This is a genomic window from Variovorax sp. N23 (assembly GCF_025486315.1).
GTDB lineage: Bacteria > Pseudomonadota > Gammaproteobacteria > Burkholderiales > Burkholderiaceae_C > Variovorax.
Window position 1 is genome coordinate 252,420 of record NZ_JAOOPY010000003.1, and the last position, 16,728, is coordinate 269,147.

The window sequence follows — 16,728 nt, forward strand, 5'->3', positions numbered from 1 at the left end:
TCGGCCCGTTCCTACAGTGGCGGCCATGGTGCTCGGTGCGCCACACGCCGCACAGCGGTGGTGCGCCGGGACACCGTTTGGTCCCTGCTCCGCAACCTTTCAACCTTCGACTGGAGATTCCCCCATGGCCCGTGATCAAGATCCGTCCCTCGCCGAACAGCAGCAGCTCGCGCTGCGCCGCCGCCTGCTGCAGGGCGCCGCCGCGCTGCCGGTGATGGGCCTGAGCGGCCTCGCCTTCGGCCAGCAGTTCCCGACGGCCAAGGTCAACACGACCAAGCTGGCGGTGACCGACACCGAAGTGACGGTCGGCCAGCTGCATTCGTCCAGCGGCACCATGGCCATCTCGGAAACCGGCTCGATCCAGGCCGAGCAGCTGGCCATCGACGAGATCAACGCGATGGGCGGCATCCTGGGCCGCAAGATCAAGGTGATCAAGGAAGACGGCGCGTCCGACTGGCCGACCTTTGCCGAGAAGTCCAAGAAGCTGCTGGTCAACGACCATTGCGCCGCGGTCTTCGGCTGCTGGACCAGCGCCTCGCGCAAGGCGGTGCTGCCGGTGTTCGAGAAGGAAAACGGCCTGCTTTACTACCCGACCTTCTACGAAGGCCTGGAGCAGAGCAAGAACGTGTTCTACACCGGGCAGGAAGCCACGCAGCAGATCATCTGGGGCCTGGACTGGGCGAACAAGGAGAAGAAGGCCAAGACCTTCTTCCTGGTCGGCTCCGACTACATCTGGCCGCGCACCTCGATGAAGATCGCGCGCAAGCACATCGAGACGGTGGGCAAGCTCGGCTCGGTCAAGGGCGAGGAGTACTACCCGCTGGGCCACACCAATTTCAACTCGCTGATCAACAAGATCAAGGTCGCCAAGCCCGACTGCATCTTTGCGGCGGTGGTGGGCGGCTCGAACGTGGCCTTCTACAAGCAGCTCAAGGCCGCCGGCATCACCGGCGACAAGCAGTTCCTGCTGACGCTGGCCGTGACCGAGGACGAGATGACCGGCGTGGGCGGCGAGAACTTCGCGGGCTTCTACTCGTCGATGAAGTACTTCCAGTCCCTCGACAACGCGAACAACAAGAAGTTCGTCGCGGCCTTCAAGGCCAAGTACGGCAAGGACGCGGTGATCGGCGACGTGACCCAGGCCGGCTACCTCGGCCCGTGGCTGTGGAAGGCGGCGGTCGAGAAGGCCGGCAGCTTCGACGTCGACAAGGTCGTGGCCGCATCGCCGGGCATCGAGCTGAAGAACGCACCCGAAGGCTACGTGAAGCTCGACGCGAACCACCACCTGTGGAGCAAGGCGCGCATCGGGCAGGGGCAGCTCGACGGCTCGTTCAAGGTCGTGGCGGAATCGCCAGATCTCATCAAACCGGACCCGTTCCCCAAGGGTTACCAGTAAGCCGCAGACCCCAGCCCAACCCATTCCCCGGAGCCTTCATGAGCATTTCAGACATGTGGAACATCGGCCTCATGCAGGGCTTCGCGGGGCTGAGCCTGTTCGCGGTGCTGCTGCTGATGGGCCTGGGCCTGGCGATCATCTTCGGCCAGATGGGCGTGATCAACATGGCGCATGGCGAGTTCATGACGATCGGCGCCTACACGATCTACATGGCCGCGCGCTTCACGGAGCACCTGGCGCCGGCCTTCATGCCGTACTACTTTCCGCTGGCCATCGGGCTGGCCTTCATCCTCGCGTTCATCGCCGGCTGGCTGGTGGAATGGGCGCTGATCCGCCATCTCTACAAGCGGCCGCTCGACACGCTGCTCGCGACCTTCGGCATCAGCCTCGGGCTGCAGCAGATCTTCCGCACCTTCATCGGCCCGAAGGAGGTGAGCCCGACGCTGCCCGAGTGGCTGATGGGCTCGTGGGCGCCGGCCGAGGGGCTGGACATCCCGATCAACGGCCTGTTCGTCCTGGCGCTGACCACGCTCGTCACCGTCGGCGTGCTGCTCGCGTTGCACAAGAGCCGCTGGGGCCTGCGGGTGCGCGCCACCGTGGCCAACCGCACGATGGCCAACGCCACCGGCATCGACACCAAGAAGACCGACCGCCTGACCTTCGCCATCGGCTGCGGCATAGCCGGCGTGGCCGGCGCGGCCTTCACCACCATCGGCTCGACCGGGCCGACGTCCGGGTCGCTCTACATCGTCGACGCCTTCCTGGTCGTCACCTTCGGCGGTGCTGCCAGCCTGCTGGGCACCGTGGTGTCGGCCTTCGGCATCGCGCAGACGCAGTCGATCGCCGAGTTCTTCATCACGGGGTCGATGGCGAAGGTGCTGACGCTCTCGCTCATCGTGCTGATCCTGATGATTCGCCCACAGGGCCTGTTCGCCTCCAAAGTCCGCCGCTGAACATGAACACCCTCAAGTCCTTGATCACGCGTTATCAGCTGGCCAGCCTGGTCATCCTGACGCTGCTGCTGGCGGTCGTGCTGCCACTGTCGCTCGACATCTTCCGCCTCAACCTGGTGGGCAAGTACCTCACCTACGCCTTCGTCGCCGTCGGGCTGGTGATGGTGTGGGGCTACGGTGGCGTGCTGAGTCTGGGGCAGGGCGTGTTCTTCGGCCTGGGCGGCTACGCCATGGCGATGTTCCTGAAGCTCGAAGCCTCGGACCCGATCACCACCAAGATCCAGTCGACGCCGGGCATCCCCGACTTCATGGACTGGAACCAGATCACCGAGCTGCCGCTGATGTGGCTGCCGTTCAAGAGCTTCCCGCTCACGCTGATCCTGGTGATCGCGGTGCCGACGCTGCTGGCCTGGATCATCAGCTACGCGATGTTCAAGCGCCGCGTGGGCGGCGTGTACTTCGCGATCATCACGCAGGCCGTGGCGCTGATCGTCACCGTGCTCATCATCGGCCAGCAGGGCTACACCGGCGGCGTCAATGGCATGACCGACCTGAAGACGCTGCTGGGCTGGGACACCCGCACCGACAGCGCCAAGTACATCCTCTACTACGTCTGCGTGGCGCTGCTCATCGCCAGCATCGTGCTGTGCCGCTGGATCCAGACCAGCAAGCTGGGCACGCTGCTGCTGGCCATGCGCGACAAGGAAGACCGGGTGCGCTTCTCGGGCTACGACGTGTCGAACTTCAAGGTGTTCACCTTCTGCCTGGCGGCCGGCCTCTCGGGCATCGGTGGTGCGCTGTTTTCGCTGCAGGTGGGCTTCATGTCGCCGAGCTTCGTCGGCATCGTGCCGTCGATCGAGATGGTGATCTTCGCGGCGGTCGGCGGCCGCATGAGCCTGGTCGGCGCGGTGTACGGCACGCTGCTGGTGAATGCCGGCAAGACGCTCTTCTCCGAGAGCTTCCCCGACCTGTGGCTGTTCCTGATGGCCGGGCTGTTCATCGGCGTGACCATGGCCTTCCCGATGGGGCTGGCCGGCCTGTGGGAAAGCCACATCGCGCCGTGGTGGAAGAACCGCCGCCAAGCCTTGCGCGATGCGTCGGTGAAGACTCCGTCGACCGGCACGCCGCAGCAACCGCCACGCATCGTCGACCCCGCGCCTGGCCCCGACCTGGGCGAGTTGCCCGATGGCGTGAGCGGCCAGCGCGTCTGAACCCGAGAACCGTTCCATGAGCAACACCGATTTCGCACTGGCGGTCGAAGACCTGACGGTGTCCTTCGATGGCTTCAAGGCCATCGACGCCCTGACGCTCTACATCGACAAGAACGAGCTGCGCGTGATCATCGGCCCCAACGGCGCCGGCAAGACCACGCTGCTCGACCTGATCTGCGGCAAGACCAAGGCCAGCAGCGGCAGCATCAAGTTCAAGAACACCGAGCTCACGAAGATGGCCGAGCACAAGCGCGTGCGCCTGGGCATCGGCCGCAAGTTCCAGACGCCGTCGATCTACGAGAACCTGAGCGTGTTCCAGAACCTGGAGGTGTCGTACCCCTCGGGTCGCTCGGTCTTCGGTGCGCTGGCCTTCAAGTGCACGGACCAGGTGAAGGCCGCGGTGCAGGCCGTGGCCGAAGACATCGGGCTGGTCGACAAGCTGGGCACCGAAGCCGGCTTGCTGTCGCACGGCCAGAAGCAATGGCTCGAGATCGGGATGCTGCTGATGCAGGAGCCTGAGCTGCTGATGCTCGACGAACCCATCGCGGGCATGAGTTCCCGCGAACGTGAGCTGACGGCCGACCTCCTCAAGCGCATCTGCAAGAACCGCGCGGTGATCGTGATCGAACACGACATGGAATTCGTCAAGCAGATCGCGCACAAGGTCACCGTGATGCACCAGGGAAAGATCCTGGCCGAAGGGCCGATGGAGAAGGTGCAGGCGGATGAGCGGGTCATCGATGTCTACCTGGGGCATTGACATGGAACCCATCGCTTGTCGTTCGGGGCGGGCTCACGCCGACGGCGTACTCCCCTCCGCGAATGTCCCCCGGCCTTCGGCCTCCTCCTTTATTTCGCTGCGGGGAGCACGCCATCGACGTGATCCGAAAGGGCGGTGTTTCACCGATAGAACTCGCGCGGCGTCTCTCGTGCCGAGGGTATCGGGTGCCTCCCGCAGCGAAATAAAGGAGGAGCCGAAGGCGGGGGACATTCGCGGAGGGAGGTACCCGGTGGCCTCGGCACGTACCCCGACCTTGCAGTCCCTGAACCTGGAGTCATTGCAATGAGCAACGTGATGCTGGAAGTCAAAGACCTGCACACCGCCTACGGCCAGAGCGAGGCGCTGCACGGCATCTCCTTCGACGGCATGGCGAACGAGACCATCGCCATCATGGGCCGCAACGGCATGGGCAAGACCACGCTGTTCAAGAGCCTGATGGGCGTGCTGCCGATCAAGAGCGGCAGCATCAAGGTCGCGGGCAACGATGTGTCGCACGACGAGAGCTTCAGGCGCGTGGCCAAGGGCATCGCCTACGTGCCGCAGGGCCGGATGATCTTTCCGACGCTGACGGTCGAAGAGAACATCCAGACCGGGCTGGAGAACGCCAAGAGCCGGCACATCCCCGAAGAAATCTACGCGCTGTTCCCCGTGCTCTTCGACATGAAGCGGCGCAAGGGCGGCAACCTCTCGGGCGGCCAGCAGCAGCAACTCGCGATCGCGCGTGCCCTGGTCACCAATCCCAAGGTGCTGCTGCTCGACGAGCCGACCGAGGGCATCCAGCCTTCGATCATCAAGGACATCGCCAAGGCGCTCAACGAGATCCGCAAGCTGCGCGGCATCACGATCGTCGTGTCCGAGCAGGTGCTGAGCTTCGCGATGGACGTGGCCGACCGGCTCTTCGTCATCGAAGGCGGCCGCCTGGTGCACGAGACCGCGCGCGACAAGACCGACGTCAACCAAATCAAAGCCTATCTCTCTGTTTAACCACAACCCTTTGGAGCCACTGCACATGACGGACACGCTGATCAAGGTCGACCTGACGAAGTCGCCCACCGAAAACGAGATGATCCACAACCGCTGGCATCCGGACATTCCGATGGCCTGCTGGGTCAACCCGGGCGACGACTTCATCCTCGAGACCTTCGACTGGACCGGCGGCTTCATCCAGAACAACGACAGCGCCGACGATGTGCGCGACATCGACCTCACCACCGTGCACTACCTGTCGGGCCCGGTGGGCGTGAAGGGCGCGGAGCCCGGCGACCTGCTGGTGGTCGACCTGCTCGACATCGGTGCCAAGCCCGATTCGCTGTGGGGCTTCAACGGCTTCTTCTCGAAGAAGAACGGCGGCGGCTTCCTGACCGACCACTTCCCGCTGGCGCAGAAGTCGATCTGGGACTTCAAGGGCATGTTCACCAGCTCGCGCCACGTGCCGGGCGTGAACTTCGCCGGCCTGATCCATCCCGGCCTGATCGGCTGCCTGCCCGACAAGCCGATGCTCGACCTGTGGAACGCGCGCGAGCAGCAACTCATCGACACCGACCCGACCCGCGTGCCCGGCCTGGCGAACCCGCCCTCGGCCGGCACCGCCCACATGGGCAAGATGACCGGCGAGGCGCGTGCCAAGGCCGCGGCCGAAGGCGCCCGCACCGTGCCACCGCGCGAGCATGGCGGCAACTGCGATATCAAGGACCTGTCACGTGGCTCGAAGGTCTTCTTCCCGGTCTACGTCGATGGCGCGGGCCTTTCCGTGGGCGACCTGCACTTCAGCCAGGGCGACGGCGAGATCACCTTCTGCGGCGCCATCGAGATGGCCGGCTGGGTGCACATGAAGGTCACGCTCATCAAGGGCGGCATGGCCAAGTACGGCATCAAGAACCCGATCTTCAAGCCCAGCGTGATGACGCCGAACTACAAGGACTTCCTGATCTTCGAAGGCATCTCGGTCGACGAGGCCGGCAAGCAGTACTACCTCGACGTGAACGTGGCCTACCGCCAGGCCTGCCTGAACGCCATCGAGTACCTGAAGAAGTTCGGCTACTCCGGCGCGCAGGCCTATTCGATCCTCGGCACGGCGCCGGTGCAGGGTCACATCAGCGGCGTGGTCGACGTGCCCAACTCCTGCGCCACGCTGTGGCTGCCGACCGAGATCTTCGACTTCGACATCAACCCGAACGCCAGCGGGCCGACGAAGTTCATCGACGGCAGCATCGACATGCCACTGTCGCAGGACGTCTGAGCCGATGCCGACCTACGACTACGAATGCCGCGCCTGCGGCGGCTTCGATGCACTGCGCAGCGTGAGCCGGCGCGACGAGCCCGCCGCCTGTCCGGCCTGCGGTGCGGCGTCGCCGCGCGTGATGTCGGCCGCGCCGCGCCTGGCGCTGATGGCCGGCAGCACCCGCAGCGCCATCGAGACCAACGAGCGCGCACGGCACGAGCCGAAGAGTTCGAAGGACTACCAGCGGCTGAAGCACCCGTCGGGCTGCGGATGCTGCAGCACCAAGCGCGGGGCGACGGTGACCGCCACCAATGGCGTGAAGGGCGCGCCGAGCCGGCGGCCTTGGATGATCAGCCACTGACGGCCGCCATTGCGCGGCCGCACAGCATGGCGACCAGCGCCTCGGCCTGCGCCGGGAGCCGGTCGCCGCGCCAGACCACGTGCTGGTCGGCGCGGCAGAGCACCAGCCGGTGCGCATAGGCCGGCGGCAGCGTCGCGGCCTCGACGTCGAGCAGTTGCAGCGGCATGCCGGCACGGCGCGCGGCGTGCTGCAGCGCGCTGGCGTCGACCGTCGGGTCCAGGCGCAGCAACGTGTAGCCGGGGCCGAACGCGTCGTAGGCCGAGCGCCCGTCGGGCAGCCAGAAGTGCGGCGCCCGGCAGCCCGGGACCGTCGAGGGCGTGAAGCTGCCCATCGAGTAGCCCGGCGGCTGTGCGTCGTCGTAGGCGATGATCGGCGAGCCGGCGTAGTAGTAGCCGAAGTTCAGGCCGGCGCAGCAGAACTGCTGGACGTTGAGATCGTAGGCTTCGTGCCCGATGGCCTCGCGCAGCGCGTCACCGGCCGGGCCCGGCGCCTCGATGTCCTGCGGCACGGCGCCGCGCGCGCGGATCATCTTCTGGGCGTGCGCCATCGCGAACTGCGACACCTGTTCGGTGATCGGCTGGCGCTCGGCCTCGTAGGCATCGAGGATGGACGCATCGCCCCAGCCCTGCGCGTGCGCGGCGAGCAGCCACGCCAGGTTGACCGCATCCGCGATCCCGGCGTTCATCCCATAGCCGGCGTAGGGCACCCACAGGTGCGCCGCATCGCCGGCCAGGAACACGCGGCCCTCGCGGAAGCGGTCGGCCACCAGCCGGCGTCCGACCCAGTCCTCCTTGCTGATCACCTCGTAGGCGAAGTCGTCGCCGACGCCGAGGATCTCGCGGATCGAGCGGTCGCGGTCCACCGCGTCGAAGTCCGGCTCGTCGGGGTTCAGGTGGTTGTGCACCAGCCAGTTCTCGTGGCCGTCGATCGCGAACACGGTGCCGCAGCGCCGCGGGTTCATCGCGTAGTACGACCAGGCCGGCTTGCCCGGGATCATCGCGCGCAGTTGCGGTGCGCGGATGTAGGTCGACTGCACGCGCTGGATCACCGGCGTGCCCTCCAGCTTCGCGCCGATCTGCTTGCGCACGCCGGAACTGCCGCCGTCGCAGCCGACCAGGTAGCGGCAGCGCACGCTGCGCGGGGCGCCGCTGTCCAGGTCCAGCAGGGTGGCCGACACGCCCTCGTCGTCCTGCTCGAAGCCGGTGAACTGCGTGCGGTTGAGCAGCGTCACGCCGGGCTGCGCCGCGGCGTGCGCCAGCAGGATCGGCTCGAGGAAGATCTGGTTGATCCGGTGCGGCGGCTCTGCGGTCGGCCACCACGCGTCGGGGCCTTCCGTCTCGGTGTAGCGGTCGCGCCGGCACGGGATCGGGATGCGGGTGAGTTCGAGGCCGGTCACGCTGGTGCGGAACGCCACGTCGTTCGGATAGTCCTCGGGCAGCCCGGCGTCGCGCAGCATGCCGGCTACGCCGAGTCGGCGGAACTGCTCCATCGTGCGGGCGGCGACGTGGTTGCACTTCACGTTCGGCGGCTCGGCGTAATGGCGGGTCTCGACGACCACGACCTGCAGGCCGCGCGAGGCGAGGTCCATCGCCAGCGTCAGGCCCACCGGCCCGGCGCCCACGATCAGTACGTCGGTGTTCAGTTTGTCGAAGCGCATGGGTTCCCTCAGTCGAGCTTGATGTGGGCGGTGCGGATGACCTTCGCCCATTTCTTGGTTTCGGAAGCGATGTAGGCGCCGAAGGCCGCGGGCGTGCCCGGTGCCGGCTCGACGCCCAGGTTGCGCATGCTGGCCTGCGTCTGCCCGTCGGCCAGCGCGGCGTTGATCTGCGCATTGAGCCGGGCGACGATGGCATCGGGCGTGCCGGCCGGTGCGACGATGCCGAACCAGCCGGTGGAGTCGTAGCCCGGCAGGCCGGCCTCGGCGACGGTGGGCACGTCGGGCAGCATCGGCAGCCGGCGCACGCTGGTCACGGCATAGGCGATCAGCTTGCCGGCCTTGATCTGCTGGAGCGCCGAGGGCAGGTCGACGATGGCCAGCGGGATCTGGCCGCCCAGCACGTCGAGTGCCGCCGGGCCCGAGCCGCGGTAGGGCACCTCGACGAAGCGTGCATTGGCCATCTGGGCGAACAACGCGGCCGACAGATGCATGGCGGTGCCGTTGCCGCCGTGCCCGATCGACAGGCTGCCGGGCGCCTTGCGGGCCTGCGAGATGAGTTCGGCCTGGGTGCGCGCCGCCATCGATGAATGGCCGACGAGCACGAAGGGGATCGCTGCGAGCATCCCCACCGGCCTGAAGTCCTTCACCGGATCGAAGGGCATCTGCGGATAGAGGCTCACGTTGGCCGCCAGCGCGCCGGCGGCACCGAGGCCGATGGTGTAGCCGTCGCCGGGCGCTTTCGCGACCACCGTGAGACCGACATTGCCGCCTGCGCCGGGCCGGTTGTCCACGATGACGGGCTGGCCCAGCTTCTCGTTGAGCTGGGGCACCAGCATCCGGAACACGGCATCCGCGCTGCCGCCGGGCGGAAAGGTCACGATGGCGCGGATGGGCTTGTTGGGGAAGTCGGTCTGCGCCTGGGCGGCGGCCGGCCCGGCGAGCGGGACGCAGAGGGCGGCCAGCCACCCGACGCGCACGAGAAATGGATGCATGCGATGTCTCCTTCTTATTGGTGGCACGCATTGGACGACGCAGCAATTGATTCGTAAATCAATAAATTCAGAAGCAAATATGATGTTGTCTGATGAATGCGAACTTCAGTCCGACCATCCGCCAGCTGCGTGCCTTCGTGCAGGTGCACCGGCTGCGCAAGCTCAGTGCGGCGGCGGAAAAGCTGTTCGTGACGCAGTCGGCGGTGAGCATGCTGATCCGCCAGCTGGAAGAGGGACTGGGTGCGCGGCTGTTCGACCGCACCACGCGCTCGCTGCAGCCGACGGCGGCGGCGAACGACATGCTGGCGACCGCGGAGCGCATCCTGCGCGACGTGGACGCGCTGTCCAGTGGCTTCCGCGAGCTGTCGACGCTGGAGCGGGGCCGCGTCTGCGTGGCGATCACGCCCTCGCTCGCCGCCTTCCTGCTGCCGAACGCGATACGCAGCTTCGTGGCCAGCCATCCGCAGGTGCGGGTGGTGATCGACGACTGCGCGCCGGACCAGTTCGTCTCGCGGATCATCGGGGAGCATGTGGACTTCGGCGTCGGCACCCCCGAGCGGCCGGGGGCCGAGGTCGACACCGAGCCGCTGCTGCGCGACCACCTGGCCTTCGTGTGCCTGCAGGACCATCCGCTGGCCGGCGCGCGTGCGGTGCGCTGGGCCGACCTCGCATCCCATCCCGTGATCACGGTGCGGCCCGGCTACGGCATCCGGCCCTTGATCGACGTCACCGCGGCCCGCGCGGGCGTGAGCCTGAACGTGGTGAACGAGGTCTCGTTCCTGGCGACCGCGCTGTGGATGACGGCCAGCGGCATGGGCGCATCCATCATGCCTTCGGCCTTTGCGCGTGCATCGGGGGATGCCTCGTTGCGCATCAGGCCGATCTCGGCACCGCGCGTGTCGCGCGACGTGTCGGTGGTGACGAAGCGCGGTCGCTCGCTGTCGGCCGCCAGCGAGAACTTCATCGCCACGCTGCGCCGCGTGCTGCAGATGCCGCCGGCCTGAGAGGCTGAGCCGGCGCCCATCGGCGACGCCGTGCGGTGCCGCGTGTTCAGCGTCGCCGGTCTCGGCCTCTCAACCCGCCAGCCCCGCGTACACGTTCTGCACGTCGTCGTTGGCGTCGATCGCCGCGAGGAACACCTCGACTTCTTCCAGCTGTTCGGCGCTCAGCGTCGCCGGGTCGATCGGGTTCTTCGGCTTGTAGCCCAGCTTGGCCGACAGCACCTGGAAGCCCTGCCCGGGCAGGGCCTTGCTCACCAGATCGAGGTCGGTCGGCGCGGTGAGGAAGAGAGTGGTGCCGTCTTCCTCGCCGGGCTCCAGGTCCTGCGCGCCGGCCTCGATGGCGGCCATCTCCGGGTCGGCGCCGGCGGAGGCAGGCGCGGCCTCGATCATGCCCAGGTGCTCGAAGTCCCAGGCCACCGAGCCGGAGGTGCCGAGCTGGCCCTTGCGGAACAGCACGCGCATTTGCGGTGCGGTGCGGTTCACGTTGTCGGTCAGGCACTCGACCATCACCGGCACCTGGTGCGGCGCGAAGCCCTCGTAGACGACATGCTCGAAATGCACTGCCTCACCGGTGAGGCCCGCGCCCTTCTTGATGGCGCGGTCGAGCGTGTCCTTGGGCATCGACACCTTGCGGGCCTGTTCGACCACCAGCCGCAGCCGGGCGTTCGATGCCGGGTCGGCGCCGTTGCGGGCGGCGACCATGATTTCCTTGGCCAGCTTGCCGAAGAGCCGCCCCTTGGCGTTGGCCGCCACGTCCTTGTGCTTTGCTTTCCATTGCGCGCCCATGTCGATCTCCTTGCGTTCTGCGATGCCTGGCGGCGAAGCAGCGACTGTACGCGCGCCGACGTGCTCAGCGGGCCGCGGGCAAGGCGGGGAGCATGTCGCTGCGCAGTCGCTCGGCCAGCCGCACCAGCGCAGCCTCGGCCGACTCGGCGATCTCGGTCGAGCGCGTCAGCATCAGGTTCAGCCGCTGGCCCAGCCCCTCGACCATCACGCCGCTGGCGCGCTCGCGGATCACGCCGTCGGCGCCGGTCTCGCAGTCGACGGTGGCGCACACGCGCTCGGCGTAGGTGCCCGGTGCGACGCCATACACCACCACCGGCTTGCCCAGCGCGGTGGCGAAACCCACCTCGAACACCGTGCCCGAATCGGGCTCGTGGCCGCGGAAGGGCACGAGGTTGGCGATCACGCCGTCGGCCTCGCGGATCAGGCGCACATTGCCTTCGTAGATGCGCTGGGCGCGCTCCTCGTCGCCCAGGCGCCGGTCGGCCGCGATGCCGCCGTCGGAGGGCGGCACGCCCTGCAGGCCGAGCGTGTCGCAGAAGGTGACCAGGCGCTCGAAGAGCGCCTCGCTGTCGCGGAAGAAGACATCCGGGCCGGCGAGGTAGATGCGGGGGCGTGAGGATTCGGAAGAGGGGGAGGAAGGCATCGTGCCATTGTGGCGCTACGTCAATCAACGTATTCGGCGCAGCGGGCGCCCTTCGCAGAATCGATGCTGCCCCCACCACCCCCACGAGGTCGATGCCATGATCCACGGCGATATTTCAAGCAGCAAGGACACCGTCGGTGTCGCGGTCGTCAACTACAAGATGCCGCGCCTGCACACCAAAGCCGAGGTGCTCGACAACTGCAAGGCCATGGCGAAGATGGTGGTCGGCATGAAATCCGGCCTGCCGGGGCTCGACCTGGTGATCTTCCCCGAGTACTCGACGCACGGGATCATGTACGACAGCGGCGAGATGTACGAGAACGCCGCCAGCGTGCCCGGCGCCGAGACCGAAATCTTCGCCGAGGCCTGCCGCAAGGCCAAGGTGTGGGGCGTGTTCTCGCTGACCGGCGAGCGGCACGAGGCGCATCCGGACAAGGCGCCCTACAACACGCTCATCCTGATGAACGACCAGGGCGAGATCGTCCAGAAGTACCGCAAGATCATGCCGTGGACGCCCATCGAGGGCTGGTACCCGGGCAACCGCACCTACGTGAGCGACGGGCCGAAGGGGCTGAAGGTCAGCCTCATCATCTGCGACGACGGCAACTACCCCGAGATCTGGCGCGACTGCGCGATGAAGGGCGCCGAACTGATCGTGCGCTGCCAGGGCTACATGTACCCGGCGAAGGAGCAGCAGATCCTCATCAGCAAGGCCATGGCCTTCGCCAACAACACCTACGTGGCGGTGGCCAACGCGGCCGGCTTCGACGGCGTGTACTCGTACTTCGGCCACTCCGCGCTGATCGGTTTCGACGGCCGCACGCTGGGCGAATGCGGCGAGGAAGAGATGGGCATCCAGTACGCGGCGCTGAGCAAGAGCCTGATCCGCGACTTCCGCCGGCACGGCCAGTCGGAGAACCACCTCTTCAAGCTGGTGCACCGCGGCTACACCGGTCTCATCAACTCGGGCGACGGCGACAAGGGCGTGGCCGACTGCCCCTACGAGTTCTACCGCCAGTGGATCGCCGACCCGCAGGGCACGCGCGAGCGGGTGGAGTCCTTCACGCGCAGCACCGTCGGCACGGCCGAGGCGCCGATCGAGGGGATTCCGAACGAGGAGACCGTCAACCGGTATCGATGAGGCGATGGCGAAACCGCCTTGGCGCAATCTTGCATCTATGCTGCGAATGATCTAGCGCGCGACAGCGCGGTCTCTACTGGTTCGTCTACACGTCGTTGACACGCGCCGTGCAGTTGCAGGGAGCTTGAACAGCTAGGGGCCACCGTCTTCAGCACCGACGCAGCTCCGCGGGCCTAACAGGCTGCTGAAATACTCCCCTGCGGACGAGCCCGTTCCTTCGGCGAGGGCTGCTTTTCACATGGCGAGCTGCGGGACGGCGTTTCGAGTCGGTTTTCTGATTGCCGAAGCTTCTCGAGCTTCTTTTCGGGCCTCACGCAGACTGCGGGCGGATTTGCCCCAGCGAGCGCATGCGCGTCAAGTTGTACGCCGTCATCGTCAACACGAACAGATGGTCCACGCGCTTGAGCCCTTGCACCATCACCTGGCGAATGCCCCCCACCGTCTTGGCCCAGCCGAAGCCCTGCTCGATGAGCTTGCGCTTTCGCTGCGACAGCACGTAGCCCTCGCTGGCTGCGATGGCGTCGGGTACTGCCGAGCGACGCCCTGACTTGTTCTGTGCCACGTGCGGTATCACGCCCATGTCCCGGCATGCATCGATGAATTCCTTGGCGTCATAGCCCTTGTCCGCGCCCAGCGTGATGCTGATCGTGTCATCGGCTGCCGCCTCGCAAGCCCCATGGATCATGACCTTGGCAGCTTCCCGCTCGGCATGACCGTCGGCGGTGCTGACCATCGCGTTGGCGATCAGGCCATGGCGGTTGTCAGAGAGGGTATGGCCCATGTAGCGCATCTGGCTGGCCGTCTTGCCCTTGCGGTACAGCCGCGCATCCGCGTCGGTGCTGGATTCATGGGTGTCGTTGCTGCGGGTCTGGCCCTTGAAGCTGGTGGCTCCGGTGTTGTCGTCATTGCCGTCGTCGTCTTCATCGCCGGCGCCGTTCTTGCGCACGAAGCTGCGGTGGCTGGCCCACGCCTGGATGAGGGTGCCGTCCACGCTGAAGTGTTCGCCCGACAACCAGCCCTTGCGCTCGGCCGTCTCCACGATGTGGTTGAACAATTCGATGATGGCGTCGTGCGCAATGAGTCGCTCGCGGTTCTTGGTGAACACCGTGGGCACCCAGACGGCGTCGTCCATGGCCAAGCCGATGAACCAACGATACAAGAGGTTGTATTGGGTCTGCTCCATGAGTTGGCGCTCCGAGCGCACGCTGAAGAAAATCTGCAAGAGCATCGCGCGCAGCAGCTTCTCCGGTGCGATGCTGGGACGCCCGCCCTTGATGTCGGCCTCGTACATGCCAGCAAACAGGCCGTCCATCTTGAGCAGTGCTTCGTTGACCATGGCCCGGATCGGGCGCAGCGGGTGATCCGCCGGTACGAAGTCCTCCAGGCGGCGCATGGTGAACAGGCTCTCGGTGAAGGTGTCGGCTCCGCGCATCGTCTGGGTCTTGTCTTGCAACTGTCGGGGGATCAACTTCCAACGCTTGTGCTGTATCGCTGGCCGACTGGTGGGGAGTATTTCAGCAGCCTGCTAAGTGTCAAGGCTTACCGCATGTAGATCGACTTTGAGTTCGTATTCCATCAATCGAACATGCGGAACCTGCGTCGCCGCATACCTCAGCTTCTCGCTAATGTCCGACGCAACTATGACGCCGAAGACATTGTTCTCGCCAGCGAGGTGCTTCTTTACCCAGCCCATGTATCGCAGGATCTGGCCAAGGGCGGAGTCTGGCCCGCGAGCTAGCTTCAACTCGAACACGTAGAAATCGCCGTTGCCAGTCGCCAAAATGTCGATCGGACCAACATCGGTCTGAAACTCCACACCGTCTCGGTCGTCCGTTCGATAAAGGACGAGCGCGCCGTCATGACTAGGGAGCTTCGGTAAATTCTTCGCAAGGTAGTCGCGCAAATGCGCTTCAAGGGCAAACACCCCGTATGCGTCAGAGGCAGGCTCGGCGGCTTCAACTGCGGGGCCTAGGTTCTCGCCCACACCCTCCGCGAGACGAACAACGAGGCTGCCATCCGTCGCCTTGGCTATTTCCCACACACCTTGCTTTTCCGGCTCATACCAAACTACCTTGCCGCGACCAGTGTTGAATAGGTAGTCGTACTCGGTGTCAGCAATCCGAGGTCTTTTGTTCTCGTTGTAGTGAATGCGAGATGGATGATTCACAGCACCGGAAATAATGCTGCACGTCATTGAGCTGTCGTTGACGCCGTCCCCATACATTGACCTAATTTTTGCCTTGATAGCCGGGTATGAGCATTCACCGCCTATTTGCTGTACTGCCTCTTTGACCATTTGCCGAACTGGCGGTCGAACTACATTAGTCATCCAACTCTCCTTGTTTGTTCTGATCCAAGTTTCTGACTGCGCACGAGGCGTGGTCGCGTGCAAGCCATCCCCTCAGCGCACCACCCGCCCGTCCGCCGTCACGGTCACCAGCTCGATCCCCCAGGCCGCGTCGCGCGCACCGGCGCGCAGGTTGATGCGGAAGCCGCCGACGTCGTAGGCCGTCATGCCCGAGAGGGTGCGCTGCAGGGCCGCGACCGTGAAATTGCGGCCGGTGCGGCGGATGCCTTCGGCGAGCGCCTTGGCGGCGATGAAGCCTTCGAGGCTTTCGTAGGTCGGCGTCTGGTCGGAGTTGTCGATGGCGGCGTTGTACTCGCGCACCACGGCGATCGAGGTGCTGCGCGGCGAGGGCACGACCTGCGAGATGACCACGCCGCGGATGTCCTTGCCCAGCGCCAGGAAGAGGGGGTTGAGGCCGACCACCGAGTAGTTCATGAACAGGCCGACGTAACCCGCCTTGCGCATCTCCTGGATGACCGCGGCCGTGGTCTGGAACAGCGCGGCCTGGATCACCACCTGCGGCTGCAGCCTGGTGAGGCTCGCCACGGCGGCGTCGACCTGGGTGCTGCCGGCCGGTACAAAGGCGGAGCCGACCAGCGGCGGCAGCTTGAGTTCGGCGATGGCGTCGTTCACCGCCTGCAGGCCGGCGCGGCCCAGCGCGTTGTCCTCGGCCAGCACGGCGATGCGCGACTGGCCGATCGTGGCGCAGTGGCGCACCATCTTGAACGCCTCGTCGGCCATGCTGGGGCGGACGTGGAAGACGTTGGCGTGCGCTGCGTCGCGCAGCGAATCCGCCGCACCGAAGGGCGCGAAGAAGAGCGCACCTTTCTCCTGCGCCACCTTGGCGCCGGCATTGCTGCTGCCGGTGCCCACGAAGCCGAACAGCAGGTCGGCCCCTTCGGCCAGCAGCTTCACGGCGTTGGCGCCCGCACGCGCTGGGTCGAAGCCGTCGTCGACCTGCCGCAGCTCGATGTGCTGGGCCGGGTTGGCGTCGTTGAAGGCGTCGACATAGAGCTTGGCGCCGCCGGCGAAGGCCATGCCGATTTCGCTGGCGGCGCCGGTCAGGGGCACCGACTGGCCCCACACGATGCGGCGGGGCGCCGGGGCGGGCGCCGTCTGCGCGCGCAGTGGACCGCCAATGCCGGAGGCGATGCAGCCGCCGCCGAAAGCCAACCACTGCCTGCGTGAAAAAGCCATGTACGACCCCAGGAATCTATTGGTAACAAATCGTACGCAAT

The 16,728-nt window shown here is 66.2% G+C and carries 16 protein-coding genes; 9 read left to right on the top strand and 7 right to left on the bottom strand.

Features of this window, described 5'->3' with window-relative positions; all coding sequences use genetic code 11:
* Nucleotides 1-124 precede the first annotated feature (124 nt).
* The 7 genes from urtA (at nucleotide 125) to N8A90_RS06410 (ending at nucleotide 6,923) form a co-directional block, all read left to right on the top strand.
* Nucleotides 125-1,396 carry an urea ABC transporter substrate-binding protein gene (gene urtA, locus N8A90_RS06380; protein WP_262073833.1) on the top strand — a complete coding sequence of 424 codons (1,272 nt, stop codon included), beginning with the start codon at nucleotides 125-127 and terminating at the stop codon, nucleotides 1,394-1,396.
* A gap of 38 nt (nucleotides 1,397-1,434) precedes the next feature.
* On the top strand, nucleotides 1,435-2,349 hold the full coding sequence (gene urtB, locus N8A90_RS06385) for an urea ABC transporter permease subunit UrtB (RefSeq protein ID WP_262073834.1): 915 nt from the start codon (nucleotides 1,435-1,437) through the stop codon (nucleotides 2,347-2,349).
* A gap of 2 nt (nucleotides 2,350-2,351) precedes the next feature.
* Complete coding sequence (gene urtC, locus N8A90_RS06390; protein WP_262073835.1) at nucleotides 2,352-3,560, top strand: urea ABC transporter permease subunit UrtC; 1,209 nt, start codon at nucleotides 2,352-2,354, stop codon at nucleotides 3,558-3,560.
* 16 nt (nucleotides 3,561-3,576) lie between these two features.
* The gene (gene urtD / locus N8A90_RS06395; RefSeq protein WP_262073836.1) at nucleotides 3,577-4,320 is read left to right on the top strand and encodes an urea ABC transporter ATP-binding protein UrtD; all 744 of its coding nucleotides are present in this window, start codon (nucleotides 3,577-3,579) and stop codon (nucleotides 4,318-4,320) included.
* Nucleotides 4,321-4,635: 315 nt separating this feature from the next.
* Nucleotides 4,636-5,325, top strand: coding sequence for an urea ABC transporter ATP-binding subunit UrtE (gene urtE / locus N8A90_RS06400; RefSeq protein WP_262073995.1), 690 nt, complete (start codon nucleotides 4,636-4,638; stop codon nucleotides 5,323-5,325).
* Between the two features lie 25 nt (nucleotides 5,326-5,350).
* Nucleotides 5,351-6,580, top strand: a complete 1,230-nt coding sequence (gene fmdA, locus N8A90_RS06405) for a formamidase (protein ID WP_262073837.1) — start codon at nucleotides 5,351-5,353, stop codon at nucleotides 6,578-6,580.
* Nucleotides 6,581-6,584: 4 nt separating this feature from the next.
* Entirely contained in the window at nucleotides 6,585-6,923 is a 339-nt protein-coding gene (locus tag N8A90_RS06410; protein ID WP_262073838.1) for an FmdB family zinc ribbon protein, read from the top strand.
* Here N8A90_RS06410 and N8A90_RS06415 read toward each other — a convergent pair.
* Both N8A90_RS06415 and N8A90_RS06420 read right to left on the bottom strand, forming a co-directional pair.
* On the bottom strand, nucleotides 6,913-8,580 hold the full coding sequence (locus N8A90_RS06415; protein ID WP_262073839.1) for an FAD-dependent oxidoreductase: 1,668 nt from the start codon (nucleotides 8,578-8,580) through the stop codon (nucleotides 6,913-6,915). The two genes, N8A90_RS06410 and N8A90_RS06415, sit on opposite strands and share 11 nt — an antisense overlap.
* Nucleotides 8,581-8,588: 8 nt before the next feature.
* Nucleotides 8,589-9,572, bottom strand: a complete 984-nt coding sequence (locus N8A90_RS06420) for a Bug family tripartite tricarboxylate transporter substrate binding protein (protein ID WP_262073840.1) — start codon at nucleotides 9,570-9,572, stop codon at nucleotides 8,589-8,591.
* A 92-nt stretch (nucleotides 9,573-9,664) separates the two neighbouring features.
* Here N8A90_RS06420 and N8A90_RS06425 point away from each other — a divergent pair, with 92 nt between their 5' ends.
* Complete coding sequence (locus N8A90_RS06425; protein ID WP_262073841.1) at nucleotides 9,665-10,576, top strand: LysR family transcriptional regulator; 912 nt, start codon at nucleotides 9,665-9,667, stop codon at nucleotides 10,574-10,576.
* 69 nt (nucleotides 10,577-10,645) lie between these two features.
* On the opposite strand, the gene N8A90_RS06430 is transcribed toward N8A90_RS06425, so the two are convergent.
* Complete coding sequence (locus N8A90_RS06430; RefSeq protein WP_262073842.1) at nucleotides 10,646-11,359, bottom strand: YebC/PmpR family DNA-binding transcriptional regulator; 714 nt, start codon at nucleotides 11,357-11,359, stop codon at nucleotides 10,646-10,648.
* A 64-nt stretch (nucleotides 11,360-11,423) separates the two neighbouring features.
* Nucleotides 11,424-12,002 (bottom strand): nucleoside 2-deoxyribosyltransferase, encoded by a 579-nt coding sequence (locus N8A90_RS06435; RefSeq protein ID WP_262073843.1) that lies wholly within the window; start codon nucleotides 12,000-12,002, stop codon nucleotides 11,424-11,426.
* Between the two features lie 97 nt (nucleotides 12,003-12,099).
* On the opposite strand from N8A90_RS06435, the gene N8A90_RS06440 reads away from it, so the two are divergent.
* Nucleotides 12,100-13,143: an aliphatic amidase gene (locus tag N8A90_RS06440; protein ID WP_262073844.1), complete on the top strand. Its 1,044-nt coding sequence runs from the start codon at nucleotides 12,100-12,102 to the stop codon at nucleotides 13,141-13,143.
* Between the two features lie 310 nt (nucleotides 13,144-13,453).
* Here the strand turns inward: N8A90_RS06440 and N8A90_RS06445 are convergent, their stop codons facing one another.
* The 3 genes from N8A90_RS06445 to N8A90_RS06455 form a co-directional block, all read right to left on the bottom strand.
* The gene (locus tag N8A90_RS06445) at nucleotides 13,454-14,575 is read right to left on the bottom strand and encodes an IS5 family transposase (protein ID WP_262073845.1); all 1,122 of its coding nucleotides are present in this window, start codon (nucleotides 14,573-14,575) and stop codon (nucleotides 13,454-13,456) included.
* Nucleotides 14,576-14,668: 93 nt separating this feature from the next.
* On the bottom strand, nucleotides 14,669-15,337 hold the full coding sequence (locus N8A90_RS06450; protein ID WP_262073846.1) for an endonuclease NucS domain-containing protein: 669 nt from the start codon (nucleotides 15,335-15,337) through the stop codon (nucleotides 14,669-14,671).
* A gap of 207 nt (nucleotides 15,338-15,544) precedes the next feature.
* Nucleotides 15,545-16,687 (bottom strand): ABC transporter substrate-binding protein, encoded by a 1,143-nt coding sequence (locus N8A90_RS06455; protein WP_262073847.1) that lies wholly within the window; start codon nucleotides 16,685-16,687, stop codon nucleotides 15,545-15,547.
* Nucleotides 16,688-16,728 lie beyond the last annotated feature (41 nt).